This is a genomic window from Diaphorobacter sp. B2A2W2, assembly GCF_056730635.1.
On record NZ_JBWZOR010000003.1, the window covers coordinates 320,671 to 346,910 of the forward strand.

Genomic DNA, 26,240 nt, shown 5'->3' on the forward strand with positions numbered 1-26,240 from the left:
AACATGAATTCAAGAAGAGATTTTTTCCGGTTTGCTGGCATTGCCGGAGGGGCCGTGGCCGCAGCGAGTGTGAGCCGGGTAGCGATGGCCGCTTTGCCTGAGCCAGTGTTCCAGACCAGCGCGGACACCATGGCACCTCTGGTGCCTAACTCCGGCCGCCCCTACAACCCGGTGGTCACACTCAATGGCTGGACGCTGCCCTGGCGCATGAATCAAGGAGTCAAGGAGTTCCATCTGGTGGCAGAGCCGGTGGTGCGGGAAATGGCCCCAGGTATGAAGGCCCACCTGTGGGGATACAACGGCCAGAGTCCTGGCCCCACCATCGAAGTCGTGGAGGGCGACCGCATTCGCATTTTCGTGACCAACAAACTGCCCGAGCACACCAGCATCCATTGGCATGGGCAGCGTTTGCCCAATGGCATGGATGGTGTGGCGGGCCTGAACCAGCCCGCCATTCAGCCTGGCAAGACCTTTGTCTACGAATTCGTGGCACGCCGTCCTGGTACCTTCATGTATCACCCGCATGCCGATGAAATGACGCAAATGGCCATGGGCATGATGGGCCTGTGGATCACTCACCCCAAAGCCAAGCATCCTCTTATTGATGAGGTGCAACGCGACTTCTGTTTCCTACTGAGTGCCTACGACATTGAACCCGGCGCGGCGACGCCCAGGGTTGCGGAAATGCTGAACTTCAATTTGTGGACATGGAATAGCCGCATCTTTCCTGGCATCGACTCCTTGAACGTCCGGCTCAACGACAAGGTGCGTATTCGCATCGGCAACCTCACCATGACCAACCACCCGATGCACTTGCACGGTCACGAGTTTTTGGTCACCGGCACGGATGGTGGTCCTACACCCAAGAGCACCCGTCTCTATGAAGTGACCACCGACGTGGCCGTGGGCCAGATGCGCCAGATCGAGTTCCTCGCGGACGAAGAAGGTGACTGGGCATTCCACTGCCACAAGAGCCACCACACCATGAACGCAATGGGTCACGACATTCCCACCATGATTGGCGTAGACCACCGGGGCGTGGCCAAGAAGATCAACAACCTGATTCCCGACTACATGGTCATGGGCGAACGGGGCATGGCGGACATGACCGAGATGGAGATGCCCATTCCGGACAACACCGTCCCCATGATGACCGGGGAAGGCCCCTTCGGCTCGGTGGAGATGGGTGGCATGTTCAGTGTCCTGAAGGTGCGCCGCGACCAGAAGCCAGGCGACTACAAGAACCCGGGTTGGTACAAAAACCCGGAGGGCACGGTGGCGTATGAGTACACCGGTCCGATGGCGGAGCCCGCGCGATTCAGCGCAGAGGGCGGCCAGTCCATGCCGCGCGTTCGCAAGCCTGCAACGCCGACCGAAGTCAAGGTGCGCAAGCCTACATCGCATGGCGCGCATTGATTTTTTCCTTCAATTTTCAACCTGAGACCATCCATGAAATTCACGCGCTCCACTATTTCTCAACTCTTCGCCATGGCTGCACTGGCCGCATCGGGGGCAGCCTTCGCTGCCGGCAACCATGCAGGTGGCCACGGTGACGAGGGTGAGACAGCCATTGGCAAACCCGGCGTCGCCGCCAAGGCCCGTCGCACCATCACCATCGAAATGAGCGACAACATGCGCTACACGCCGTCGAACATTCAGGTCAAACAGGGCGAAACCGTGCGCTTCGTTGTCAAGAATGTCGGACAGGTCAAGCACGAACTCAGCCTGGGCACCGAGAAGGAGCTACTGGAGCACCTGGAACAGATGAAGAAGTTCCCGGACATGGAGCACGACGAACCCGGCAAGGTGACGCTGCAGCCTGGCAAGCAAGGCGAAATCGTCTGGCAGTTCACCAAGGCCGGAGGCGTGAACTTTGCCTGTCTGATGCCTGGCCACTACGAGGCCGGCATGAAGGGCACTGTCCAGGTTGGCAAGAAGTAATACGCCACCGTAGAGCCTGGAACAAGAAGTCCGCGTCATGTTCAAGAAAAAGCCCCGAGCGCTGGGACTGGCAGTGCCCGCCATGCCGATGGGCTTACCGGGCACGAATGGGCCGGCTTACAGCGGTCGGCGCACCCCCTTCAAGCGCTGCTGATTCAGAAAGATGGATTAGCAGAAATTTTCAACATGTATTCGTAAGGTCATCATGAACACCATCAAACAAATTCTTGCCATTTCCGCCGTGGCCGTGGGTATAGCGCTGCCCATGAGCAGCTTTGCCCAGGCAAGCATGGAGCCTGGCAAGACAGAAGCGGCACAGTCGGCGTCCCTGACCGATGGCGAGATCAAGAAAGTTGATCTGGACAACGGCAAGGTCACCATCAAGCACGGTGAAATCAAGCACATGGACATGCCCGGTATGACCATGGTATTCACCGCGAAGGACAAGAGCCTGTTGTCCAACGTGAAGCCTGGCGACAAGGTCAAGTTCATGGTCGTCAACGAGGGCGGGAAGATGGTTGTCACAGACATTCAGCCCGCTCAGTGAGAACACGCTGCTTTAGCGTGCTGTGTCGTCGCGGATGGATTTATTGATTGCTGACTGCGACGGTTTTGTAATCTGGAGAAGGAGAGCACTATGTCAAAAATTCACCATACCCTGATCGGGGTCTGTGTCGCTGCGGCCTCACTGAGCGTGATGGCGCAAGCCGCCGATGAGCACAAGGCCCATCACCCTGCAGGTAGCACGCAGCCCGCGTCCACCCAAATGAAGACTTCCGCAAAGCCAATGGGTACGGGGCCGATGGCTGGAATGGCCAAGATGGACGAGCATATGAAGTCCATGCAAGCGATGCACGAAAAGATGATGGCGGCCAAAACGCCGGAGGAGCGGCAGGCACTCATGGACGAGCACATGAAGCTCATGCAGGACGGCATGGGGATGATGCAGCAGATGGGAGCAGGCATGCAGGGCATGGGTGGCATGCAAGGTGGAAAGGGCATGTCCTCCAACATGGCCGAGCGTCATCAGATGATGGAAAAGCGCATGGAAATGATGCAGTCCATGATGCAAATGATGATGGACCGCCTGCCTGCCACGCCGACCAAGTAACGCACCCACCTGATTGCGAGTCACCATGAGCCATCAACACGACGGCCACGAGTCGCCCCCCAGTTTCTGGAGTTCTCGATACGCCATCGGCTACGTGGCGATTGGTGCCGTGGCGGCGTATTTTTTGTTGACAGAACACCTCGCGCATGTCGTCGGGGCGCTACCTTTTCTCCTGCTCCTCGCCTGCCCGCTGATGCATGTTTTCATGCACGGCAGCCACGGTGGGCATGGTCACCATGGCCAGAGCAAGCCTGATGTGTCGAAGACTGCCGAATCGCGCAAAGAAGGAGATCCCCAGTGAACCACACCGAATCTGCTTATGGCCTGTGGTCGTTGGTCATCATCAATTCAGCGATCTTCATCATGTTTGCGTTCAGCTTTTTCAAGCCTGCAACGGCCCGTGACTGGAGGACGTTTGGCGCATTCGCAGCCTTCATAGTTGCCTTGTTCGTAGAGATGTATGGCTTCCCGCTGACGATTTATCTGATATCGGGCTGGCTTCAAACCAAGTTCCCTAATCTGGATCTGCTCTCCCACACCTCGGGTCACTTGTGGTCCACCCTGTTGGGCGAAAAGGGCGACCCGCATTTCGGCGTACTGCACATCGCCAGCTACGTTTTTCTGGGCTTTGGTTTCTACCTGTTGTCCACAGCGTGGAATGTGCTCTACCACGCTCAGCGTGGCCAATCGCTTGCAACAACAGGCCCCTACGCGCGCATTCGCCATCCGCAGTACGTGGCTTTTGTGATGATTCTGCTGGGCTTCCTGCTGCAGTGGCCCACCTTGCTGACCTTGGCCATGTTCCCTGTCTTGCTCCTGATGTACGGACGTCTGGCAATCACCGAAGAGAACGAAATGCACAAACAGTTCGGTGCAACGTACGACACATACGCCCAGCGCACACCCCGGTTTATCCCTCGCATGGGCAAGGCCCAGTCGACGACTGACTCGGTGTCAAAAAGATGATCTGGAATATTTCCCCGGCGGTATACGTTTCAATTTTTAGGAGTTGGATATATGAAAACGATTGATCTGCAAGTCGAGGGCATGAGCTGCGGCTCATGCGTCAAGCACGTCACGCACGCATTGCAACCGCTGCCGGGTGTCAGTGGGGTGGAGGTCGATCTCCAGTCTGGGCATGTCCGGGTGAGCGGGGAACTGGCGCAGGGCAGCGCCCCATTGTTGATGGCATTGACGGATGCGGGTTACCCCGCAAAGCTGGCCACAGACGCGCCCATTCCCGCTGCGACCTCGCAGCCTAAAGCCTCGGGCTGCCACAGCGGCGGTGCGGGGGGCTGTGGTTGCCGATGACGGCCACGGTATTTGATTCCGGGTCGACCGGCTGGGCGCGTCCGCGCCCGCACCTTTTGCTGGCAACTTTGAAGGAGCAACGCCATGGATCAGCCTGACAACGACTCCCATGCGCCATCGTTCTGGCGCCGCCCAGCCGGCATGGCGCTGGCAACGGCTGCCGTGATCGCTGGTTTTTATCTGCTGCGAGAGCACTGGGGCCATGTTCTGGGTTATTGGCCCTACCTGCTGCTCCTCGCCTGTCCGCTAATGCACCTGATGCACGGCCACGGCGGCCATGGTGGGCACGGCAACCATGCGCAGCCGCCACGGCGCACCAACAACAAGGAATAAGCAATGGACATGCATGCACACCACCATCACGGCAGTCACCCCCCTGCCGAGCCAGCCTCGCCAAAGGATCTAAAGGATCCGGTGTGCGGCATGGCCGTTACGGAGCAGTCTGAACACAAATTGACGCACGAAGGGCGGCCCTACTATTTCTGTAGCGCCAAGTGCCAAGGCAAGTTCGCAGCGAACCCACTGCAATACCTTGTATCTACTGCACCCGAGGACACCGCGCCAGAGCCGGCCGGCACCATCTACACCTGCCCTATGCACCCCGAGGTGCGGCAGGATCATCCTGGAATCTGTCCCAAGTGCGGCATGACATTGGAGCCAATCATTCCTCTGGACGAGGAAGACAACCATGAGTTAAAGGATTTTCAGCATCGCTTCTGGTGGACGCTGCCATTCACAGTCATTGTCACCGTTCTTGCAATGTTCGGCCATCGTCTTGGATGGTTTGACATGAAGGTGCAAACCTGGGTTGAGCTGGTGCTTTCCTTACCCGTCGTGTTGTGGACGGGGTGGCCCTTCTTCGTACGCGGCTGGCAGTCTCTCGTCCTCCGCAGCCCCAACATGTGGACCTTGATCGGTTTGGGTACGGGCGCGGCCTTTCTCTACAGCCTCGTGGCTACCGTGGCGCCGGGCGTGTTCCCGGATTCATTCATTTCCATGGGTCGCGTGGCTGTTTACTATGAGGCGGCAGTGGTCATCATCTCGCTGACCATGCTGGGCCAGATCATCGAGTTGAAGGCCCGTTCGCAAACTTCTGCGGCGATCAAGGCGCTGCTCGGTTTGGCACCCAAGACCGCTCGCCGCATCAATGCGGATGGCAGCGAAGAGGACGTGCCGCTGAACCATGTTCACGTCGGGGATCTGCTGCGCATTCGTCCCGGCGAGAAAGTGCCGGTCGACGGCGTTGTGATCGAAGGCAGCAGTGCGGTCGATGAATCCATGCTTACTGGCGAGCCTGTGCCGGTGACCAAACGGCTTGGTGACAATGTGATTGGCGCCACGATGAACACCAGTGGCGCCTTGGTGATGCGCTCCGAAAAAGTCGGTGCGGCCACCATGCTGTCGCAGATTGTTCAGATGGTGGCCAATGCCCAGCGCTCGAAGGCGCCCATGCAGCGCATGGCGGATGTGGTGGCAGGCAAATTTGTGGTCGTGGTGGTGCTCATCGCCATTGCCACCTTCTTTGTCTGGGGTTGGTTCGGTCCGGAACCTAGCTGGGTGTTTGGCTTGATTAACGCAGTGGCCGTCCTGATCATCGCTTGCCCCTGTGCGCTGGGGCTGGCCACGCCGATGTCGGTGATGGTGGCCACAGGGCGTGCCGCGACACAGGGGGTGCTGTTCCGTGATGCTGGCGCCATCGAAAAAATGCGCGAGGTCGACACGCTGATTGTGGACAAGACAGGAACACTGACCGAAGGTAAACCCGCTTTCGACACCGCAGTTGCCGCACCTGGCTATACAGCGGACGAAGTTCTGCGCCTTGCGGCCAGTTTGGACCAAGGCAGCGAGCATCCTTTGGCAGAGGCCATCGTCAGTGCAGCACGCGCCAAGGGCCTGGAACTGATCAAACCGCTAGATTTCGAATCTGGCAGCGGTATTGGCGTGCGCGGCATGGTCGATGGGAAGCATCTGGTGCTGGGCAACACCGCATTGATGCAGCAGGAGGGCGTGGCCACTGATGCGCTCAAGATCGATGGCGAGCGTCTGCGCAGTGAAGGCGCCAGCGTGATGCATCTGGCCGTGGACAGACAACTGGCTGGCATCCTGGCTGTGACCGATCCCATCAAGGCCACCACGCTGGAAGCCATTAGGACTTTGCACGCCAGCGGCTTGCGCATCGTGATGGCAACTGGCGATGGTCTGACCACCGCCAAGGCAGTGGGTGCAAAACTTGGCATCGACGAGGTGCATGGCGAAGTCAAGCCCGCAGACAAGCTGGCGCTCGTGGAACGGCTCCAGAAAGAGGGCCACATTGTCGCTATGGCCGGCGATGGCATCAACGATGCGCCTGCGTTGGCCAAGGCCGATGTCGGCGTGGCCATGGGCACGGGGACCGATGTGGCCATGAACAGCGGCCAGATCACGCTGGTCAAAGGCGATTTGCGCGGCATCACCGCCGCACGCGACATCTCTATCGACACCGTCCGAAACATGCGCCAGAACCTCCTGTTCGCATTCGTTTACAACGGCATTGGGGTGCCGATTGCGGCAGGCGTGCTGTACCCATTCACTGGGTGGTTGTTGTCCCCGCTGATCGCGGCGCTGGCCATGAGTCTGAGCTCGGCCTCGGTGATTTTCAATGCTCTGCGTTTACGGCGCGGAAAAAAATGACCCCGTAGTTCGGAGGAATGATGAAAATCCCCACGTCACCACAAAAGCCTCGGACCTCTCAACGCACCACGGCGTTGGGTAAGGAAGCAGCGGTGCAATGGACGCACCGCCAGACAAAGGATCTACCACCGACCGTCTTGGATCATTCCGAGGAGTTGTTGAAGCCTGCGCCACAGGATGCGTCTAGTGGCATGAAAAGAGCAGCTGAAGCACCTTCGGCGCAGGACTATTTCGATTACCAGCGCGACTTCTTCGAACGCACCATTCTGTTCTGGGACACGCTTCGCCAGCGCGCGAACAACATGCTGGAGCACGAGCGAGCCGGATTGCCGCCGCTTCTGGACTTCAAGTATGAAACGCTGTTGGACGCGCGCAGCTTCGAACGGTCCGTCAACTATGCACTGCTGCGCATCACGGAAATCGACGGGCATTGCTGGGACGACTGCGTCGATCCTGACAAACCTCCGGTCATTGTTGTCGATCCACGCGCCGGCCATGGCCCTGGGATCGGCGGCTTCAAGCGCGACTCTGAAGTCGGAATGGCGACGCGCGAGGGCCATCCGGTTTATTTCGTGATCTTCTTTCCCGAGCCGACTCTGGGGCAGACCCTGGCAGACGTGTTGCATGTGCTGCGGCGTTTCGCCGAAGAAGTTGCGCAACGCCATCCTGGCAATCCTCCTGTGCTTTATGGCAACTGCCAGGCCGGGTGGGCGCTGACGCTGCTGTCCGCAGACTGCGCCGGTCTGGTCGGACCGGTGGTGCTCAATGGCTCACCCTTGTCATATTGGGCTGGCGAGTCCGGTGTCAATCCGATGCGTCTTTCCGGAGGGCTCCTTGGCGGCAGCTGGTTGGCGCATCTGACGGCCGACCTGGGCAATGGCCGCTTCGATGGAGCCTGGCTGGCGCAGAATTTCGAGAACCTCAAGCCCGAAAAGGCTGTTTGGGAGAAGTACGCCCAACTCTTCACCAACGTCGACAGTGAGCAGGCGCGTTTTCTGGAGTTCGAGCGTTGGTGGAACGGTTTTTATTTCCTGAGTCGGGAAGAGATCCTTGCGATTGTTGAAAACCTGTTCATCGGCAACCAGCTTGAACAGGGTCTTTTCCAGATTTGCCAGGGTTGCACTGCTGACCTCAGGCGGATCAGGAATCCAATCGTCATCTTTGCGTCCTACGGCGACAACATTACGCCACCACACCAGGCGCTCGGATGGATTCCGGCAGTCTACAAAGACACCGAGGATCTCAAGCAGGCCGGACAGCGCATCGTCTACCTCACGAACCCGCACGTCGGCCATCTCGGCATTTTTGTCTCCGCCGGGGTGGCGCGTCTGGAGCACCGGGCGATCCTGGAGAGCCTGGCTGAGATTGAGGCGCTGGCCCCGGGCCTCTATGAAATGAAGATCGACAACCCGTCGGGTGACCCGGACTGCCATAAGCCCACCTACAGCATCCGCTTTGAACCCCGTCAGGTTGAAGACCTGAAAACGGATTACCCGCAGGAAGCTTTTGAGCGGGTGAAACAGGTCTCGACATTCAACGAGGCGCTTTACCGGGCATTCGTCAGTCCTTGGGCGCAAGCTCTGTCCACGCCCTGGACAGCCGAAATGCTCAAGTGGCTCCATCCGATGCGCACCAGTCGGTATTTGCTCTCGGAAACGTTCAGTCCGTGGATGCGCGGCGTTGCCTTGCTGGCCGAGCCGCTTGGCAAGAACCGCCAGCCGCTTGCGCCGCATCACCCGTTGATCGAGCGTGAGCGTGAAGCTGCAGGGGAAGTGACCCATGCGCTGGGAAGGCTGCGCGAAGGCCGAGACGCTGCGAGCGAGCAGGCGTTTCGCCTGATGTTTCAAAACCCTGTCTTGTTCGCAGGCGTCCTGGGGATGGTGGGTAAAGAGGGTGGCAACGGTAATTCAGTGCGCCCCAACGCCGACTGAGCCCTGATAGAAGTTTTATTTTCCAACCAAGAGAGATCATGATGACAAGAAAAAACAACTGGCTTTTGACAGCGGTGCAGATGGGCCTATTGGCCTGGTCCGGCGCCACCTTGGCCGCCGACAAGGTGTATGTGGCCAACGAGGGGGCTGACACGGTGAGCGTGCTCGATGCTGCGTCGTTCAAGACACTGGCAAGCGTGCGCGTCGGCAAGGCACCGCACAACGTGCAGGTATCGCCCGACGGCAAGGTCGTATGGGTGACCAATAACGGGGAGCCTGCTCAAACGGCCGACGCGTCGGAGCACAAGGAGATGGCCCAAGGCAGCCACGATGCGATGGGAAAGCCCGGCGCGGTTTGGGCCATCGATACCGCGACTAACGCAGTCGTCGCCAAGGTGCCGGTTGGCATGCACCCGGCCCATGTGGTGGTGTCGCCCGACGGCCGCTTCGCCTACATCACCAACGGCGGCGACAACACGGTCAGTGTGATCGACACAGCGGCGCGGAGCCTCGTGGCGACGATTCCGGTCGGCAAGTTTCCCCACGGTCTTCGCATCAGTCCGGACGGCAAGCAGGCCTACGTCGCCAACCTCAAGGGCGGAACGGTGTCGGTCATCGATACCGCCAGCCAGAAGGAGATCGCGCAAGTTCCTGCAGGCAAGGGGCCGGCTCAAGTGGGCTTCACGCCGGACGGGAGTCTTGTCTTGGTGTCGCTGTCGGAGGAAAACGCGGTCGCCGTGATCGACCCGGCTACGCGCAAGGTGATTCGCAAGGTTGCCGTCGGAACAGTCCCCATCCAGCTGTATGTCACGCCGGATTCGCGCACGCTGCTGGTGGCCAATCAGGGCACGCCCAAGAAGCCTGGCAAAACCGTCAGCCTGATTGAGCTGGAGAGTTTCAAGGTTGCCAAGACCGTCGTGACCGGCGCCGGTGCTCATGGCGTGGTTGTCAACCGTGAAGGCCGGTACGCCTACGTTACCAACATGTACGCCAATTCGGTTTCCGTGCTTGATGTGAAGGATCGCAAGGTTGTGAAGACCGTTCCGGTAGGCAAGACTCCCAACGGCATCAGCATTACGCCTTGACGGTTTGTCCGTCGCTTGCAGCTGTCCGGCAAGGTGCAAAAAAAGTAAAACAAGACAACCTGGGCGTTTACAGAAATGACGGTCATCGATATTCGCATTCAACGAATCACGCAGCTTTACGATTCATTGGACCCTTCGCCGCTCCATGAGAAAACACTGAGCCGTGCTGTGGAAAACTATATCGTTGACTGTGCGGGCGAGTATGGTTTAGATGAATCGCTTCGTCTCATTGTTCATGTCCCGACGTCGATCAGAGAGTACGAGGTGGAAATTGCAGGAGCGATCCATGCGCACTTTCAAGCGCAATATGCGCAGTGCAGGCGCCGGTATCGACGAAGGATGCGACAGGGCACTTCCTGTTAACGGGACTCGCCGTTCTGGGTACGACGCTGCTTGTACGGGCCTTATTGGGTAATCCTGGCAACAGCCAGGTGCTTACGGCCATCAGGGAAGGGCTGTTGATTGTTGGCTGGGTGGCGATGTGGCGCCCGATCGAAGTACTCTTGTTTGAACGTGTGGAAAATCACCAAAACATGGCGCTTTTTGATCGTCTTTCCCACATCGAAGTGGGGTTCGCCCTAGAGAAGACCGAGTTTGACCATGATGCAAAAAGTGGGCAGATAGGGGATCTGCGGGCACTCAGCGATTCGCCTGCGCGGAGCCCGAATGCGCGCGACGAATCTTTTTTTACGATAGCGCGTGCGCCATTCTATCGGTCGATGACCGCAGGCGTGGCGTCGGAGAATTTGAAATGAAATTGAGACCACTTGTCCTTGGCGTGGGAGGGGGATTGGTCTTGCTCGTGGTGGCTGGAATCCTCTATTTCTTCTTGAGTGCCGGTGGCAGGCGGGAGGCAGCGTTGACGCATACCTTGCGTCCTGATGATCCTCAGGTCTTGCAAGTAGGCGCTCGCATATACGCTCAGAACTGTGTCGCCTGCCACGGCACCAAGGGCGAAGGCCAGCCCAACTGGCGTGATCGCGGATCGGATGGCTTGCTTCCTGCGCCGCCGCACGATCCCAGCGGCCACACCTGGCACCATCCTGATGCGCAACTTTTTGCCATCACCAAGCATGGCCTGCCAAGCTCATCGACCAGCCTGACTATCGCACCGCCATGCCGGTCTACGACGGCGTGTTGAGCGATGACGAGATCGTGGCCGTGCTGTCCTGGATCAAAGCGCAATGGCCGCTGGAGGTACAGCAGCGCCATGACGAGATCAACGCCCAATACCGCAAGTCCCTGCCTCGCTAGCTGTCGGGACGACGGCAGAAGCAGACTGAATCGCTTCAACATGATGAAAGACTTGACCTTAACATCATGGGAAGGCAAAAAATAGAACAAGCGTCTTGAAAGGCATTGACATGAACCATCACCCATCACCCATCACCCACATCACCAGCCCTCGGGGGCCAGTCGGCTGCCCTTGACGACATCTCACCGAAGGCGGACGACTTGAAGGATCCTGTGTGCGGTATGAGCGTGACCTCCCAATCGCCTCATCAGGCCATGCATGACGATCATCACTACCGCTTTTGCAGCACGCACTGCCGCGACAAGTTCATTGCAGACCCTGTGCGCTATAGGGTGAGCGAGGCACCGGTCGGTACATAAAATGCCGGCGCGCTCTATGTGTGCCCCATGCTCCCTGAAGTGCGCCAGGATCACCCAGGGCGCTGCCCCAAGTGCCAAATGAACCTGGTGTTGGAAGACCAGGTGTTGATTCATCAGCACAACTGAGCCAGTGATCACGTCGAATACTGAGCCACTGGGTTGATGGATGTTCTGGCTACACGGTTGTGGATAAGTCTATCGGGTCTGCTGTTTTTCGCTCTCCTTTCTGAGCTTTGCTGCGTTGCTTTGGTGGTGCCGCGCCAGCGGCACTGGAATGCTTGAATCGCCAGCTCTCGTTGCCCGTCTCCACGATATGGCAATGGTGCGTGAGGCGGTCGAGCCATGCGGTGGTCATCTTGGCGTCGCCGAAGACGCTGCTCCATTCCGAGAAGGTCAGGTTTGTTGTGATCACCACGCTCGTTCTCTCGTAGAGTTTGGACAGCAGATGGAACAGCATCGCGCCGCCCGACTGCGTGAACGGCAGGTAGCCCTGAAGTCCCCTTGAAAACCTGAACCACCCGGAAGTAGAGAACTCCCCCAGACGGAGTCTCTACATGAAGAAATCCAGATTCACTGAAGCGCAGATAGTCGGCATCCTCAAGGAGGTCGAGATGGGCGCCAAGGTCGCCGAGACATGCAGGAAGCATGGCGTGAGCGAGCCGACCTACTACAAGTGGAAGAGCCAGTTCTCAGGCATGACGGTCTCGCACCTGGCGCAGCTTCGCCAGTTGCAGGACGAGAACGCCAAGCTCAAGCGCATGTACGCCGACCTAGCACTGATGCACCATGCCCTGAAGGACGTTGTTGACCGAAAGCTCTGACCCCGGAGCGTCGCGAGATGGTCGTTCAAGCCCTCATGAGCGAGCACGGCATGAGCGAGCGACGGGCCTGCCAAGCCAGCGGCATCGCCCGCTCCACACTGCGATACCGGCCTGTTGCACGCGACGACTCCGGGGTCATCACCTTCATCCAGACGCACATGGCGCTGAACCCGCGTCACGGCTTTGGCCTGCTGTACGACAGCGCCCGTCACCAAGGCAAGCCCTGGGGCAAGACGGTGCTCTGGCGCGTGTACTGCGAGATGCGGCTGAACCTGCCGCGGCGCGGCAAGAAACGGCTGCCAGCGCGCATCAAGCAGCCTCTGCAGGCCGCAGACCAGCCCAACCAGGGCTGGAGCTGCGACTTCATGTCTGACACGCTGTGGTCCGGCAGGCGGTTCAGGACCTTCAACGTCATCGACGAATTCAACCGCGAAGGGCTGCGCATCGAGGTCGACACCAGCCTGCCGGCTGCACGGGTTATCCAGGCCCTGAACGAACTGGTGGAGGTACGTGGTGCGCCACTGTCGATTCGCCTGGACAATGGCCCCGAGTTCATCGCCCATGCCTTGTCCGAATGGGCGAAATCCAAGGGCATTGCTCTCAATCACATCCAGCCGGGAAAGCCGACGCAGAACGCTTATGTCGAACGATTCAACAAGACCTACCGCACCGAGGTGCTCGACTGCTACGTCTTCGATTCACTGCAGCAGGTGCGTGACATGACGGCCGACTGGCTGCACCGATACAACCACCATCGACCTCACGAAGCCCTCGGCCGAATCCCCCCGGTCGAGTACCGTGTCAAACTGTTCCCCAACCTCTACTTCTGACTGGCACAGGAATTCGAGGGGACTTCAGCCCAGTTCATCCAGGATCACCAGATCGACGTACATCAACCGGTGTGCCAACTGCCCGGACTTGTTCTGCGCCTTCTCCAGTTCCAGGGCGTTGACCAGCTCCACCGTGGAGAAGAAGCGCACCCGCTTGCCATGCAGGCGGATGGCCTCGATCCCCAGGCTGGTGGCCAGGTGGGTCTTGCCTGTGCCGGGGCCACCCACCAGCACCACGTTATGGGCCGAGTCCACGAAGCCAAGGGTGTGCAGTTGGCGCACCAAGGCCTCATCAATGGGCGTGTGGGCGAAGTCGAAGCCGGCGAGATCGCGATGCGACGGGAACCGCGCCACGCGCATCTGGTAAGCCATGGAGCGCACCTCGCGCTGCGCGGTCTCGGCCTTGATGAGCTGGTGCAGCACGGCCTCGTGATCCAGCGACTTCATGCGTGCAGTGCCCAGCACCTCCGGCCAGGCACTGGCCATGCCGTACAAGCCCAGCGCCTTGAAGGCATCCATGAGGTCATGCATGGTCGGACTCCGGTGAGGCCTCGTGAGGCTGGGCGTTGCGCAGTGCGTCGTAGCGGTGCAGGTTGGCCAGTGGCGGCGTGTTGAGCGTGAGCATCGTTGCCACCGGTGGCTCGGGAACGCGCCGCTCCGTAAGCGTCCCGTGAACCCATCTTGAATCGGCGTTAGGAGCAAAGGATGCTCGTGTCCACTAAGACTAGGTGGACACGTGGACACTATCTCTGCTCAGCACCCAGGCGATCGGCGTCGGCGCCGCCTGCACAGCGACGAGTTCAAGGCCAACGCCGTTGCGTTGGCTGCGCAGCCCGGGATGTCTATGGCGGCTGTGGCGATGTCTCTCGGTATCAACGCGAACTTGCTGCGTCGCTGGGTACGTGACTCGGAGATTCAGCCACGCAGGCACGAACCGAGCAATGCACCGAAGACACTGCCTGAAGCCGCCCCAAGCTCTGTAGTCAGTGGATTCGTGCCAGTGCAGTTGCCCGCACCGGCTGAGCCGCCTGCGCCTCCCAGCGACATCCGCATGGAGGTTCGCCGAGGCGCCGTGCACGTTGTGGTGACCTGGCCTGCGACGCTGGCAAGCCAGTGCGGCGGCTGGCTGCGAGATCTGCTGCGGTGATCAAGGTCGAAGCCGTCTGGCTGGCCGTCGAACCCCTGGACATGCGATCGGGCACGGAAGCCGCGCTGGCGCGAGTCGTGCACGTCTTCGGCGCTGCCAGACCCCACCACGCCTATCTGTTCGCCAACCGCCGTGCCAACCGGATGAAGGTTCTGGTGCACGACGGCATCGGGATCTGGCTGGCCGCTAGACGGCTGCACCAGGGCAAGTTCCTCTGGCCCCACGACGCCGCGCCCACGCTCAGCCTGAGCCGCGCCCAGTTCGATGCCCTGGTGCTGGGCCTGCCGTGGCAGCGCGTTGGCGAAGCCGGTGTGATCCGCGTGATCTAGCGCAATTGCCGAAGTTGCTGATGCTCGCCTGGGGGTCCTGGGGCATCATCACCTTCCGTGAGCGACACGGCCACCAACCTCGACCACCTGGACGCGCAGCAACTGCGCGAGATGGTGCGCTCGCTGATGGGCAGGGTGGAAGCCGGTGACCTGGAGATCGATCGGCGCGACCGCGAGCTCGCGTTCAAGCAAGCCACCATCGACAAGCTCACGCACGAGATGGCCGTGCTCAAGCGGCTGAAGTTCGCTTCGAAGTCCGAAGCCTTCACCGCCGAACAGAGGAATCTGCTGGAGGACACCCTAGACGCAGACCTGGCGGCGATGGAACTGGAGTTGGAGCAGCTCACACCGGCCAAGGCAGCACCCCAGGGCAAGCAGCAGCCAAAGCGCCAGGCGCTTCCTGCCGATCTGCCGCGTCGGGAGATCCACCACGAACCGAACAGCATCACCTGCGCGTGCGGCTGCGCGCTCAAGCGCATCGGGGAGGACATCGCCGAGAAGCTGGACTACCAGCCCGGTGTGTTCACGGTGGAGCGCCACGTGCGCGGCAAGTGGGTGTGCGCCCGATGCGAGACGCTGATCCAGGCCCCGGTGGCGCCCCACATCATCGATAAGGGCATACCGACCGCTGGGCTGCTGGCGCAGGTGCTGGTGGCCAAGTACCTGGATCACCTGCCGCTGTACAGGCAGGAAGCCATCTTCGGCCGGGCGGGCCTTGCGATCCCTCGCTCGACGCTGACGGCCTGGGTGGGCCAGTGCGGCGTCCACCTGCAGCCACTGGTGGACGCGCTCAGGAGCGAGATGCTTCGCAGCCGAGTGCTGCATGCGGACGAGACGCCCGTGGCCATGCTCAAGCCTGGGCACGGCAAGACGCATCGAGCGTACCTCTGGAGCTACTGCACGACGGCCTTCGACACGCTACGCGCAGTAGTGTTCGACTTCGCCGACAGCCGCGGCGGGCAGCACGCCCGGGCCTTCCTCGGGCTTGGCGGCGAGAACGGCTGGCGCGGCACCCTGGTGTGCGATGACTTCTCGGGCTACAAGGCGTGCTTCGAGCTGGGCGTTACCGAGGCTGGCTGCCTCGCGCATGCCAGGCGCAAGTTCCATGAGCTGTGGGTCAACCACGGCAGCCCGATCGGCGAGCAGGCGCTGAAGTTCTTCGGCGAACTCTACAAGGTCGAGCGCTTCGTTGCCGAGTTGGCGCCGGACGACCGCAGGAGCGCTCGCCAGGAGCGCTCAAGCAAGGTGGCCCAGTTCTACGATGAGAGAGCGCGCTGGGCGGAAGTGCAGCCTTATTTGCAGTGCTTGTTTGAGATCGCCGATGAGCGCTACAACTCATCGCCAGGAGAGCCGTTCCGTCGCCGCTAGTGCAAGTGAGGCTGGGCGTCGACCCACCGACGTCCCAGGCAAAAAACTTCTAGCGTAGCAAGTCCATGACTATGCGCATGCTCAGTTTGCGTACCTTGGAAATACGCACCAGCAGTGTTACGCACGTGTCGCCTGAGGGGATCCCACTGGTAGACAGACGTTGGAAGGGTGCTCGCAAGCTACGCCATTTGCTTTCAGTGGTGCCGAGTGCTATCCGCTTACCTTTACGGTGAAGGTGGGCCCTAAAGTCTGCAAGCCAAAATTGATGTTGGATGCATTCCGCAAGAGGGCGCTGTGTGCAGTGCTGTCAATATTAGATTGAGGAATGCGTCGTCGGTGTGTTTACGACTTTAGAGTGCGCTCCCCGGTAGAGCAAGGCGCAAGGGCGCGTGGATACTAGCTCGCTGTTTACGACTTTATTTGGCGCGAATACATGGTGTTCGGCAGCCCACGTGCTGGTGTCTGCCATGAGCGAGGCACTCAGGCCTTGAGCAGGCCGCACTTCTCGATAAATTTCACTACCTCGTCCAAGCCAGACTGTGTCTTGAGGTTGGTCATCACGAAGGGCTTGAGGCCTTGCGCGGTCTTGCGCATGCGCTCGGTGTCGGCTCGCATCACCTCCAGGTTGGCGCCCACGTGGGGGGCCAGGTCTGTTTTGTTGATGACGAACAGATCGCTCTTGGTGATGCCGGGGCCGCCCTTGCGGGGGATTTTTTCACCGGCGGCCACGTCGATGACGTAGATGGTGAGGTCGCTCAGCTCGGGGCTGAAGGTGGCGGCCAGGTTATCGCCGCCACTTTCCACAAAAACGATATCGGCGTTGGGGAACTCGCCCAGCATGCGGTCGATGGCTTCGAGGTTGATGGAGCAGTCCTCGCGGATGGCGGTGTGGGGGCAGCCGCCGGTTTCCACGCCCAGGATGCGATCGGCGGGCAGGGCGCCGCTGACGGTGAGCAGGCGCTGGTCTTCCTTGGTGTAGATGTCGTTGGTGATGGCGATGAGGTCGTAGTCATCGCGCATGGCCTTGCACAGCATTTCCAGCAGCGTGGTTTTGCCGGAGCCTACGGGGCCGCCGATGCCCACGCGCAGAGGGGGCAGGTTTTTGGTGCGGTTGGGGATGTGGTGCAGTGCGGTGGTCATGGCGTGGTTTGCTACTAAATGAATAGCTGCTTGCGCTTGTATTGCTTGCGCTAGGAGCGGAAAAGTCTTGAATATTGCACTTCGTGCTGCGCGCTGAGGATGGCGAGCATGGGCGAGAACGCCTGGCGCTCGCTGTCCATCAGGCTGGCGGCGTGGTCTGCGGCCAGCGGGATGGCGGCGGCCAGCCGGGCCAGGATGCGCTGGCCCGCGCTTTGGCCCAGTTGCATGGATTTGAGGGCGGCCTGCACCATGTTCTCGGCCCAGCCAAAAGCGTAGGCCAGCAGCACCTCGCGCACGCTGGCCTGGGTGGGCGATGCGGCCAGCGCAAACGCCACGGGGTAGGTGGGCGGCAGAGCGGCCAGGTGGCGCACGGCGGGCATCAGGGCCTCGTCGGTTTGGTATTGGTTGCGCAGCCAGTCGGCCATGGACCGGCCCATTTGCTCCGTCTGCAGGCGCAGCTCGCTCGTCTCGCGGGTTTGCAGTACCCAGTCGTTGAGTTCTTTGACATGCTCCATGTCGCCCCGGCGCCAGGCACCCACGGCCTTGGCGATGAGCGCCATGTCGCCGCGCGCCTGGGTGATGTGGAGCTGGTCCAGCAGCCAGTCGCCCACGGCGGCTTCGCTGGCCAGGCCTGCGTTTTCAATGGCGCTTTCCAGCCCTTCTGAGTATGAGAACCCGCCCACGGGCAGCGCGGGAGAGGCCAGCCACATCAGCTGCAAGAAGCTGGCGGCGGGCAGGGGCGTGGGGCGGTCCAGGCGCATGGAGCGGGGAGTCAGTGGTCGTGGTTGCAGTCGGGGCCGTGCACATGCCCGTGTGAGATCACGGGGATGGACACGGTGCGCCCACGGGCAGGGGCTGCGGTAGCTGTAGCAGGGGCGGCTGCATGGCTGTGATCGTGGCTGTGCCCATGGTCGTGTGAATGGCCGTGGCCGTGACCATGGTGATGGTCGTGCCCCCCATGGTTGTGCCCCCCGCCATGTCCTGCAGCATAAGCACCGCCTTCGGGTTCAAACGCCAGGTTTTGCTCGGTCACGATCAGGTGCATGGCGCGCAGCATGTCGGCCAGCACATGGTCGGGTTCGATCTTGAGGTGGTCAGGCTGCAACTCGATGGGCACATGGCGGTTGCCCAGGTGGTAGGCGGCGCGGGTCAGGTCAAACGGTGTGCCGTGGTTTTTGCAGTGGGTGATGACCAGCACGGGCTGCGGTGCGGCGATCACGCGGACCATGGAGCCGTCTTCGGCCACCAGCACATCGCCGCCGCGCACCAGCGTGCCGCGTGGCAGGAAGATACCCAGCTCGCGCCCGGCGGAGTCGGTGGCGGCGAAGCGGCTTTTCTGCCGTACGTCCCAGTCCAGCTTGACGGTGGTGGCGCGCTTGAGCAGGACGGGCGCGAGGCCCTGGCCTTGGGGGAGGAGTTTGGAAACCTGGATCATGGTGACGGAGTAAGAAGAAGCCAGCCCGCACGGTGGGGCAAAGCTGCATTGTGGCGCTACAACTCTCTGGTCATGAAGCGGCTGTGCGGGTCTGGCCCATAGCTGCCAAACGGCGCGCAGTCGGCAAAGCCGTAGCGCAGATACAGCTGGTGGGCAGGTTCAAAAAACGGTTGGCTGCCCGTCTCCAGGCTGATGCGCTGCTAGCCCAGGTCTACCGCCTGGCCCAGGATGTGTTTCAGCACGGCCCGGCCCACGCCCTGGCCGCGCACCGAGGCTGCTGTGCGCATGGATTTGAGTTCGGCATGCCCGTCGTCCAGGTGCTTAAGGGCGCCTGTGCCCACCAGCCGCCCTGGGGCGGGCGCAGCTTCATCTGGCAGCCAGGCGGTCCAGAAGCGGATCTCAGGCTGGCGCAGCCGGGCCATGTCCAGCGCGTGCACGCTCTCAGGCGGCGATGTGGCGCGCATGTCCCGCAGGTGCTCCTCCATGAACGCCTCGATGCGCGGGTCGCTCAGGTCGTCCAGGCGGATGTGCAGCTGGGATGAGTGGGCGGCCATGCGTTGCTCAGAACAAAAAGTAGCGCTGCGCCATGGGCAGTACGGTGGCGGGCTCGCAAGTGAGCAACTGGCCGTCGGCGCGAACGGTGTAGGTCTGCGCGTCCACCTCCATCTTGGGGGTGTAGCTGTTGTGCACCATGTGCTGCTTGCGCACGCCACGGATGTTGCGTACGGCGCTGAGCTGCTTGCGCAAGCCAAAGCGCTCGCCAATGCCCGCGTTCAGGCCCGCTTGCGACACAAAGGTGAGCGAGGTCTTGGCAATGGCCCCGCCGAACGCGCCGAACATGGGCCGGTAGTGCACGGGCTGGGGCGTGGGGATGGAGGCATTGGGGTCGCCCATGGCGGCCATGGCGATCAGCCCGCCTTTCAAGATGAGCGCAGGCTTCACGCCGAAGAAGGCAGGCTTCCAGATGACGATGTCCGCCCACTTGCCCACCTCCAGCGAGCCGATCTCATGGGCGATGCCGTGGGCGATGGCGGGGTTGATCGTGTATTTGGCCACGTAGCGCTTGATGCGCGTGTTGTCATTGCGGGCGGTGTCGCCAGCCAGGCTGCCGCGCTGCACCTTCATCTTGTGCGCGGTTTGCCAGGTGCGCAGGATGACCTCGCCCACCCGGCCCATGGCCTGGCTGTCGCTGCTCATCATGCTGATGGCGCCCAGGTCATGCAGGATGTCTTCGGCCGCGATGGTCTCTTTGCGGATGCGGCTTTCGGCAAAGGCCAGATCTTCGGCAATGCTTGCGTCCAGGTGGTGGCACACCATCAGCATGTCCACGTGCTCGTCCAGCGTGTTGTGCGTGTAAGGCATGGTGGGGTTGGTGGACGATGGCAAGAAGTTGTCCTCGCCCACCACGCGCAGGATGTCCGGCGCGTGGCCGCCGCCCGCGCCTTCGGTGTGGAAGGCGCAGATGCCGCGCCCGCCCACGGCGGCAATGGTGTTCTCCACAAAGCCCGATTCGTTGAGTGTGTCAGAGTGGATGGCGACCTGCGTATCGGTGGCTTCGGCCACATCCAGGCAGTTGCTGATGGCCGAGGGCGTGGTGCCCCAGTCTTCGTGCAGTTTGAGGCCAATGGCGCCTGCGTTGATCTGCTCGTGCAGCGCATCGGGCAGGCTGGCGTTGCCTTTGCCCAGAAAGCCCAGGTTCATGGGGAAGGCATCGGCCGCCTGCAGCATGCGCTCCATGTTGAAGGGCCCCGACGTGCAGGTGGTGGCCAGCGTGCCCGTGGCGGGGCCGGTGCCGCCGCCCAGCATGGTGGTCACGCCGCTGGCAAGGGCTTCCTCAATCTGCTGCGGGCAGATGTAGTGGATGTGGCTGTCGATACCGCCCGCGGTGACGATGTTGCCTTCGCAGCTGATGATCTCGGTGCCGGGGCCGATGACGATGTCCACGCCCGGCTGCGTGTCGGGGTTGCCCGCCTTGCCGATGGCGGCAATGCGGCCTGCCTTGAGGCCAATGTCGGCCTTGAAGATGCCGGTGTGGTCGATGACCAGGGCGTTGGTCAGCACGGTATCGACAGCGCCACCCGCATTGGTGCGCTGGCTTTGCGCCATGCCGTCGCGGATAGTCTTACCGCCGCCAAACTTCACCTCTTCGCCGTAACTGCCCGCGCGCAGGGTGTAGTCGGCCTCGACTTCGAGGAGGAGTTCGGTGTCGGCCAGACGCACGCGGTCGCCCACGGTGGGGCCGAACATCTCGGCGTAGGCGCGTCGTCCAATGGTTGCCATGGGGGTGCTCCGCTAGAACGGTTTACTATTGTTTTGATAGCTGCTTGCGCTTATTCAATAAGCGCTAGAGGCTGATTTGTTTCAATGTTCAGAGCGCGCCCTGCATCAGGCCCTGAAAGCCGTACACCTTGCGCTCGCCCGCGTAGTCCACCAGCTCCACAGTCCGCTCCTGGCCGGGCTCAAAGCGCACGGCGGTGCCCGACGCAATGTTCAGCCGCATGCCTCGTGCGGCGGTGCGGTCAAAGCCCAGGGCGTTGTTGGTCTCGGCAAAGTGGTAGTGCGAGCCGACCTGGATGGGCCGGTCGCCGGTGTTGCGCACCACCAGCGTGAGGGTGCGGCGGCCGGTGTTGAGCAGGTGTTCACCGGGTTCGGTGAAAAGTTCGCCGGGGATCATGAAAGCTCCTTGGTGGGAAGGCTCAGGCCATCTGCGCCAGCAGCGCGCCACCGAACGCAGCCACGCCGGCACCTGCAGCGCGAGCCAGCCACACATGGTGGTGGCGCAGCGCCCAGCCCGCAGTCAGGCCTGCGCTGTGCAGCAGCACGGTAGCCGTGAGCATGCCTGCCAGGGTCAACCAGGTACTGTCGCTGCCTGCCAGCTCATAGCCGTGGGCCACGCCATGGAAGACGGCAAACACGCCCACGCCCAGCGCCGCCACCAGCCCGGGCACGCGCAGGCGCGACACGACCAGCAGGCCGGTGACCAGCAGCGACGCAGCAATCATCGGCTCCACCGCTGGCAGTGCCACGCCCTGCAGGCCCAGCACCGCACCCACCAGCAACATGGCCGCAAAGCCCACGGGGCCCCACAGCAGGTCGCGCCCGGCACTGCGGGCGGCCAGGGCGCTCCACAGGCCCACGGCCACCATGGCGGCCAGGTGGTCCAGACCGAACAGGGGGTGGGCAAAGCCGCTCAGAAAACTGTTGTGGATGTGCGATTCAGCGCCGGTATGGGCGCTGGCGCTAGTACCGATTGCGCTGGCAGCTATGAAAAGAAGAGCGGCTGTGTGGCGGTGTGAGAGGGCGATGCGCATGGGGGCTCCACAGAGAGAAGAGGGGGAATAGAAAGTAGAAGGGGGTTCAGACAATCGGCTGGTGCACGGTGACCAGCTTGGTGCCGTCGGGGAAGGTGGCTTCGACCTGGATGTCGGGAATCATTTCGGCAATACCGTCCATCACGTCGTCGCGCGTGAGCAGGGTGCGCCCTTCGCTCATGAGTTGGGCCACGGTCTTGCCGTCGCGCGCACCTTCCATCACGGCGGCACTGAGGTAGGCCACCGCTTCCGGGTAGTTGAGCTTCAGGCCGCGCGCTCGGCGGCGTTCGGCCAGCAGAGCGGCAGTGAAGAGCAGCAGCTTGTCTTTTTCACGAGGTGTCAGTTCCATGGCGTGCGCATCGAGTGTTCACCTGCTCATGCAATTGCCGTACCGCCTTCGCGTTGCGGCACCCCGCCGATTGGATGGCGGGGTAGCGGCTACGCCCGCACTTGGTGCGCACGTTGGTGTGCGTCATGGTGGAGTTCGCACCATGTTGGAGCATGAGGTGGGGCCCGTGCATGCTGGGGCTCAGAGCGATGCCAGTCGGTCGTAGAGTTCACCCAACTGGCGCGGCAACTGCGCAGCGGTTTTGACCACGCGGTAGTTGCGCCAGCCGAAGATGCGGCGCACGTAGGCGTCGGCCTCGGGGTCGACGGCCAGGCCGTAGCAATGCACGCCCTGGCGTTGTGCGGCCAGCACGGCGGCACGGGCGTCTTCGGTCAGGTAACGGCTGTCGAAGACGTCAATGTCCGACGGTGCACCATCGGTGATGAGCACAATGGCGCGCTGCTCGCTGGACTCATTCGCCAGGCAATGCGTGGCATGGCGCAGGGCGGCGCCGATGCGGGTGGACCAGGCGGCACGGGTGCCGAGGATGCGTTCGCTGCCGCCGGCATCGAGCGGGGTACCGAAGTCGAGCAAGCGCAGGTAATGCACGGCGGCGCGGGTGTTGGAGGCAAAGCCGTGGATGGCGATGCGGTCCTGCCCGGCTTGCGCTGCACGCGCCAGCAGCAGGGCGGCCTGCTGCTCGACGTCCAGCAGTGACTGCAGACTGCCGGGCGCATGTTCGCCGGTGGAGGCGGACAGGTCCAGCAGCACCAGCACGCTGCAGCGCGGTGCTTCGGTTCCGGGGCGCATGAACAGCCGGCCTTCCGGTGCCAGCGCCAGGCGGCGCTCCACCATGACTTCGATGGCTGCATCGAGGTCGAGCTCTTCGCCATCCCACTGCCGACGCAAGCGCTGGTTGCGGCTCAGGCGACGTCGGCTGCGCCAGGGGGCAGCCGGCTCGGTAGAGGGATGCGAACCGCCGGGCGCGGCGGCCGCAGGCACTACCTCGCGCACGGTGCACCAGTCGGCGCGTTCGCGCTGCAGGCGATAGTCCCATTCCGGGTAGAGATGACTGACGCCGTCGTCGGGCTGTTCTTCGGCATCGGTCGGCGGTGCGTCGGCCGGTGAGGCATCAGCGGGCGGCGGCGGTGCAACGGGTGTCTGCACCTGCAGCGCCTCGGTGGCGTGGTCGGCCGTGGCGTTGTGTTGCCAGAGGTAGCTGTTGTCGTCGCGGTAGGCGGCCGGCACCACACATTGCTGCGGGTCCAGCCGCACGCGCATCTGGCCCAGGTCGTTGGCGAGGATGGAAGCCAGGCGCCGGAACGCGGTGTGGTCCTCCAGACCGTGGTCATGGTGGGTGGCGGCAAACAGCGTGCGGCCCTTGTGCACCCAGTGGTTGCCGTCGGCATAACTGCCGTCGAGCAGGGCGCGGCCCAGGCGGGCGAGCAGGCTGGGGGCGTCCAGCCCGTGCGGGTCGTGTGCCGGCTGGGCCTGCAGGAACCAGCGGCGCACGCCGGGCAGGCGTTGCATCAGCAGCGCTTCGACGCGCGCATCCTCGATCATCGAGGCCATGGCCAGGCCCAGCGGCTTGAGCGTGCCCGCGGCCTGCGCGGGTGGTGAATACAGCAGGTGCGCCGCGACGTGGGCGACGGCGGCGCGCGCCAGTGTGGCCTGCTGCACCACGGCCGCCGGCAGCAGCAGGTGGGTGGTGCTGAGCACCGCACGCGGAGCCGCAGCCGGCGCATGGGGCGGGCTGTCTCCCGCGCCAAGCGTTTGCAGTGTGAGCGCCCGCCCGCTCAGGCCGCCAAGCAGCAGACCCAGCGTGGCGAGTGTGGGCGTGTCGGCGTCGGCGCGGCCCATCGCGGCTCAGGGGAAATGGGCATCGACGAGGTGGCGCAGCGCGGCCAGCAGGTCCGGGTCGTCGGTCAGCGCGCGCGTCAGCGTCATCTCGCAGCTGTCGCGCGGGGCCACGCCGTCGCGGATCAGGATGCCGGCATAGATGAGCATGCGGGTGGAGATGCCTTCGTCCAGACCCTGCTGCCGCAGCGTGCGCGAGCCCTGCGCCACACCGACGAGTTGCGCCGCCAGGGCGGCGTCGATGCCGGCCTCGTGCGCCACGATCTCGACCTCCACCGCGGCCTCGGGGTAGTCGAACTCCAGCGCCGCGAAGCGTTGACGCGTGGAGGGTTTCATATCTTTGCTGCGGCTCTGGTAACCCGGGTTGTAGGAGACCACGAGCTGGAAGTCCGGGTGGGCGTGCACCAGCTCGCCCTTGCGGTCCAGCGGCAACATGCGGCGCGCGTCGGTCAGCGGGTGGATGACCACCGTGGTGTCCTGGCGCGCCTCCACCACCTCGTCGAGGTAGCAGATCGCGCCATGGCGCGCCGCCAGCGTGAGCGGTCCGTCGTGCCAGCGCGTGCCATCGGCGTCAAGCAGCCAGCGGCCCACGAGGTCGGCCGCTGTCATGTCCTCGTTGCAGGCCAGCGTCACCAGCGGGCGGCCCAGCTTCCAGGCCATGTACTCGACAAAGCGCGTCTTGCCGCAACCGGTCGGCCCCTTGAGGATGAGTGGCAGCCGGTGCGCGTAGGCGTGCTGGTACAGCGCGACCTCGCCACCGCACGGGCGGTAGTAAGGCGCTTCGGTGATGCGGTAGGCCGCGAGCGGATCGGAGACAGGGGCAGGAGCAGACACGGCGCAGCCTCGGGACAAGAAGGGACATGCCGGCCCGTGCTCCGGGCCGGCGGTAGCGGCTCAGCGGTGGCTGGGCGCTTCGTTCGGGATGCCGTCGATGGGGCACTCGGGGGTGCCGACGGTGGAACGTGTGAACGACTCGACCTGCTTGCGCGTGCCCTCGGGGTCGCTGATCCACTTGCCGTAGAACTCGTAGGGGCAGGCCGCCACGCCCTTTGCATCGTCCCCGCCTTCGCCGGAATTGATCTTGCCGGTGTAGCCACGGTGCAGCAGCTTGTACAGGTGGTTCTCGCTCTGGCCGTTCTTGCGGAAGTCGCGGATCAGGCTCTTGGACAGCGCGGCGTACTGCACGCCCATTTCTTCCTCGCCGCACTCGCCCAGCGTGCGGCCGTCGAAGCCGATGAGCGCGCTGTGGCCGAAGTAGCTGTAGACGCCATCCCAGCCGGTGGCGTTGGCCACGGCCACGTAACTGTTGTTGGCCCAGGCCATGGCCTTGGCCATCAGCACCTGCTGGTCCTTGGCTGGGTACATGTAACCCTGGCAGCGCACGATCAGTTCGGCGCCCTTCATGGCACAGTCGCGCCAGATCTCGGGGTAGTTGCCGTCGTCGCAGATGATGAGGCTGACCTTCAGGCCCTTGGGGCCTTCACTCACGTAGGTGCAGTTGCCCGGGTACCAGCCTTCGATCGGCACCCAGGGCATGATCTTGCGGTACTTCTGCACGATCTCGCCCTGGTCGTTCATCAGAATGAGCGTGTTGTACGGTGCCTTGTTCGGGTGCTCTTCATGCCGCTCGCCGGTGAGCGAGAACACGCCCCAGACCTTGGCCTTGCGGCAGGCTTCGGCAAAGATGGCGGTCTCTTCGCCCGGCACCGCAGCGGCGGTGTCGTACATCTCCTTGGCGTCGTACATGATGCCGTGGGTGCTGTACTCGGGGAAGATCACCAGGTCCATGCCGGGCAGGCCCTGCTTCATGCCGACCACCATGTCGGCGATCTTGCGCGCATTGGCCAGCACCTCGGCCTTGGTGTGCAGGCGCGGCATCTTGTAATTGACGACCGCCACGCCGACGGTGTCGTTGCTGCTGGAAATATCGCCGTGGATCATGGCGGTTCACTCCTGTCTGTTCATTGCATTCTTGGCCGTGGCCGTGACTGGTTCAGGAACACCGCGGAAC

General features: G+C 62.3%; 27 protein-coding genes and 6 pseudogenes. 20 read left to right on the forward strand and 13 right to left on the reverse strand.

Annotated elements, in window-relative coordinates:
• Positions 1-3 precede the first annotated feature (3 nt).
• The 16 genes and pseudogenes from AC1PPL_RS07615 to AC1PPL_RS07690 form a co-directional block, all read left to right on the forward strand.
• Positions 4-1,416 (forward strand): multicopper oxidase family protein, encoded by a 1,413-nt coding sequence (locus tag AC1PPL_RS07615; RefSeq protein WP_312844520.1) that lies wholly within the window; start codon positions 4-6, stop codon positions 1,414-1,416.
• Between the two features lie 33 nt (positions 1,417-1,449).
• Positions 1,450-1,941 carry a cupredoxin domain-containing protein gene (locus tag AC1PPL_RS07620; RefSeq protein ID WP_182121082.1) on the forward strand — a complete coding sequence of 164 codons (492 nt, stop codon included), beginning with the start codon at positions 1,450-1,452 and terminating at the stop codon, positions 1,939-1,941.
• A gap of 16 nt (positions 1,942-1,957) precedes the next feature.
• Positions 1,958-2,095 carry a DUF411 domain-containing protein gene (locus AC1PPL_RS07625; protein WP_255523784.1) on the forward strand — a complete coding sequence of 46 codons (138 nt, stop codon included), beginning with the start codon at positions 1,958-1,960 and terminating at the stop codon, positions 2,093-2,095.
• Between the two features lie 51 nt (positions 2,096-2,146).
• Positions 2,147-2,488 carry a copper-binding protein gene (locus tag AC1PPL_RS07630; protein WP_066691662.1) on the forward strand — a complete coding sequence of 114 codons (342 nt, stop codon included), beginning with the start codon at positions 2,147-2,149 and terminating at the stop codon, positions 2,486-2,488.
• Between the two features lie 90 nt (positions 2,489-2,578).
• Positions 2,579-3,052 (forward strand): hypothetical protein, encoded by a 474-nt coding sequence (locus tag AC1PPL_RS07635; RefSeq protein ID WP_066691664.1) that lies wholly within the window; start codon positions 2,579-2,581, stop codon positions 3,050-3,052.
• Positions 3,053-3,077: 25 nt separating this feature from the next.
• Entirely contained in the window at positions 3,078-3,353 is a 276-nt protein-coding gene (locus AC1PPL_RS07640; RefSeq protein WP_066691667.1) for a DUF2933 domain-containing protein, read from the forward strand.
• The gene (locus tag AC1PPL_RS07645) at positions 3,350-4,018 is read left to right on the forward strand and encodes a methyltransferase family protein (protein ID WP_119558837.1); all 669 of its coding nucleotides are present in this window, start codon (positions 3,350-3,352) and stop codon (positions 4,016-4,018) included. The genes AC1PPL_RS07640 and AC1PPL_RS07645 overlap by 4 nt, the downstream gene beginning before the upstream one ends.
• Before the next feature lie 51 nt (positions 4,019-4,069).
• Positions 4,070-4,363 (forward strand): heavy-metal-associated domain-containing protein, encoded by a 294-nt coding sequence (locus AC1PPL_RS07650; protein ID WP_011804760.1) that lies wholly within the window; start codon positions 4,070-4,072, stop codon positions 4,361-4,363.
• A gap of 84 nt (positions 4,364-4,447) precedes the next feature.
• Positions 4,448-4,696, forward strand: a complete 249-nt coding sequence (locus AC1PPL_RS07655) for a DUF2933 domain-containing protein (RefSeq protein WP_011804761.1) — start codon at positions 4,448-4,450, stop codon at positions 4,694-4,696.
• Positions 4,697-4,699: 3 nt separating this feature from the next.
• Positions 4,700-7,033 carry a heavy metal translocating P-type ATPase gene (locus tag AC1PPL_RS07660; RefSeq protein ID WP_312844503.1) on the forward strand — a complete coding sequence of 778 codons (2,334 nt, stop codon included), beginning with the start codon at positions 4,700-4,702 and terminating at the stop codon, positions 7,031-7,033.
• A gap of 20 nt (positions 7,034-7,053) precedes the next feature.
• Positions 7,054-8,964, forward strand: a complete 1,911-nt coding sequence (locus AC1PPL_RS07665) for a DUF3141 domain-containing protein (protein ID WP_312844504.1) — start codon at positions 7,054-7,056, stop codon at positions 8,962-8,964.
• A 38-nt stretch (positions 8,965-9,002) separates the two neighbouring features.
• Positions 9,003-10,049, forward strand: a complete 1,047-nt coding sequence (locus AC1PPL_RS07670) for a YVTN family beta-propeller repeat protein (protein WP_312844505.1) — start codon at positions 9,003-9,005, stop codon at positions 10,047-10,049.
• 314 nt (positions 10,050-10,363) lie between these two features.
• Positions 10,364-10,804 carry a hypothetical protein gene (locus AC1PPL_RS07675; RefSeq protein ID WP_252101799.1) on the forward strand — a complete coding sequence of 147 codons (441 nt, stop codon included), beginning with the start codon at positions 10,364-10,366 and terminating at the stop codon, positions 10,802-10,804.
• Positions 10,801-11,190, forward strand: a complete 390-nt coding sequence (locus AC1PPL_RS07680; protein WP_479973003.1) for a c-type cytochrome — start codon at positions 10,801-10,803, stop codon at positions 11,188-11,190. The genes AC1PPL_RS07675 and AC1PPL_RS07680 overlap by 4 nt, the downstream gene beginning before the upstream one ends.
• Entirely contained in the window at positions 11,166-11,303 is a 138-nt protein-coding gene (locus tag AC1PPL_RS07685) for a c-type cytochrome (protein WP_479973004.1), read from the forward strand. The genes AC1PPL_RS07680 and AC1PPL_RS07685 overlap by 25 nt, the downstream gene beginning before the upstream one ends.
• Positions 11,304-11,483: 180 nt before the next feature.
• Positions 11,484-11,750, forward strand: a pseudogene (locus AC1PPL_RS07690) (heavy metal-binding domain-containing protein); the annotation flags it as partial.
• A gap of 88 nt (positions 11,751-11,838) precedes the next feature.
• On the opposite strand, the pseudogene AC1PPL_RS07695 reads toward AC1PPL_RS07690, so the two are convergent.
• A pseudogene (locus AC1PPL_RS07695) lies at positions 11,839-12,153 on the reverse strand (ATP-binding protein); the annotation flags it as partial.
• Between the two features lie 64 nt (positions 12,154-12,217).
• Between AC1PPL_RS07695 and AC1PPL_RS07700 the strand changes: the two are divergent.
• A pseudogene (locus AC1PPL_RS07700) lies at positions 12,218-13,284 on the forward strand (IS3 family transposase); the annotation flags it as partial.
• A gap of 57 nt (positions 13,285-13,341) precedes the next feature.
• On the opposite strand, the pseudogene AC1PPL_RS07705 reads toward AC1PPL_RS07700, so the two are convergent.
• Positions 13,342-13,845, reverse strand: a pseudogene (locus AC1PPL_RS07705) (ATP-binding protein); the annotation flags it as partial.
• Between the two features lie 205 nt (positions 13,846-14,050).
• Here AC1PPL_RS07705 and AC1PPL_RS07710 point away from each other — a divergent pair.
• The 3 genes and pseudogenes from AC1PPL_RS07710 to tnpC form a co-directional block, all read left to right on the forward strand.
• Positions 14,051-14,461: a transposase gene (locus AC1PPL_RS07710; RefSeq protein ID WP_376752787.1), complete on the forward strand. Its 411-nt coding sequence runs from the start codon at positions 14,051-14,053 to the stop codon at positions 14,459-14,461.
• Positions 14,458-14,790, forward strand: a complete 333-nt coding sequence (gene tnpB, locus AC1PPL_RS07715) for an IS66 family insertion sequence element accessory protein TnpB (RefSeq protein WP_312759007.1) — start codon at positions 14,458-14,460, stop codon at positions 14,788-14,790. The genes AC1PPL_RS07710 and tnpB overlap by 4 nt, the downstream gene beginning before the upstream one ends.
• Positions 14,791-14,901: 111 nt before the next feature.
• Positions 14,902-16,056, forward strand: a pseudogene (gene tnpC, locus AC1PPL_RS07720) (IS66 family transposase); the annotation flags it as partial.
• Between the two features lie 582 nt (positions 16,057-16,638).
• On the opposite strand, the gene ureG reads toward tnpC, so the two are convergent.
• The 11 genes and pseudogenes from ureG to AC1PPL_RS07775 form a co-directional block, all read right to left on the reverse strand.
• Complete coding sequence (ureG, locus tag AC1PPL_RS07725) at positions 16,639-17,298, reverse strand: urease accessory protein UreG (RefSeq protein ID WP_312131116.1); 660 nt, start codon at positions 17,296-17,298, stop codon at positions 16,639-16,641.
• A 50-nt stretch (positions 17,299-17,348) separates the two neighbouring features.
• The gene (locus tag AC1PPL_RS07730; RefSeq protein WP_312563735.1) at positions 17,349-18,059 is read right to left on the reverse strand and encodes an urease accessory protein UreF; all 711 of its coding nucleotides are present in this window, start codon (positions 18,057-18,059) and stop codon (positions 17,349-17,351) included.
• 11 nt (positions 18,060-18,070) lie between these two features.
• Entirely contained in the window at positions 18,071-18,733 is a 663-nt protein-coding gene (ureE, locus tag AC1PPL_RS07735) for an urease accessory protein UreE (protein ID WP_312131114.1), read from the reverse strand.
• Between the two features lie 56 nt (positions 18,734-18,789).
• Positions 18,790-19,287: pseudogene (locus tag AC1PPL_RS07740) on the reverse strand (GNAT family N-acetyltransferase).
• A 7-nt stretch (positions 19,288-19,294) separates the two neighbouring features.
• Complete coding sequence (gene ureC / locus AC1PPL_RS07745; protein ID WP_312131111.1) at positions 19,295-21,013, reverse strand: urease subunit alpha; 1,719 nt, start codon at positions 21,011-21,013, stop codon at positions 19,295-19,297.
• Between the two features lie 88 nt (positions 21,014-21,101).
• Positions 21,102-21,407 carry an urease subunit beta gene (locus AC1PPL_RS07750; RefSeq protein ID WP_312131110.1) on the reverse strand — a complete coding sequence of 102 codons (306 nt, stop codon included), beginning with the start codon at positions 21,405-21,407 and terminating at the stop codon, positions 21,102-21,104.
• Between the two features lie 22 nt (positions 21,408-21,429).
• Complete coding sequence (locus AC1PPL_RS07755; RefSeq protein WP_312131109.1) at positions 21,430-22,044, reverse strand: HupE/UreJ family protein; 615 nt, start codon at positions 22,042-22,044, stop codon at positions 21,430-21,432.
• Between the two features lie 46 nt (positions 22,045-22,090).
• A complete protein-coding gene (locus tag AC1PPL_RS07760) occupies positions 22,091-22,393 on the reverse strand; it encodes an urease subunit gamma (RefSeq protein WP_312131108.1) in 303 nt (100 codons plus the stop codon).
• Between the two features lie 180 nt (positions 22,394-22,573).
• On the reverse strand, positions 22,574-24,232 hold the full coding sequence (locus tag AC1PPL_RS07765; RefSeq protein ID WP_313561343.1) for a nitric oxide reductase activation protein NorD: 1,659 nt from the start codon (positions 24,230-24,232) through the stop codon (positions 22,574-22,576).
• Between the two features lie 6 nt (positions 24,233-24,238).
• A complete protein-coding gene (locus tag AC1PPL_RS07770; RefSeq protein ID WP_312563732.1) occupies positions 24,239-25,063 on the reverse strand; it encodes a CbbQ/NirQ/NorQ/GpvN family protein in 825 nt (274 codons plus the stop codon).
• 60 nt (positions 25,064-25,123) lie between these two features.
• On the reverse strand, positions 25,124-26,170 hold the full coding sequence (locus tag AC1PPL_RS07775) for an aliphatic amidase (protein WP_312563730.1): 1,047 nt from the start codon (positions 26,168-26,170) through the stop codon (positions 25,124-25,126).
• Positions 26,171-26,240: the final 70 nt, after the last annotated feature.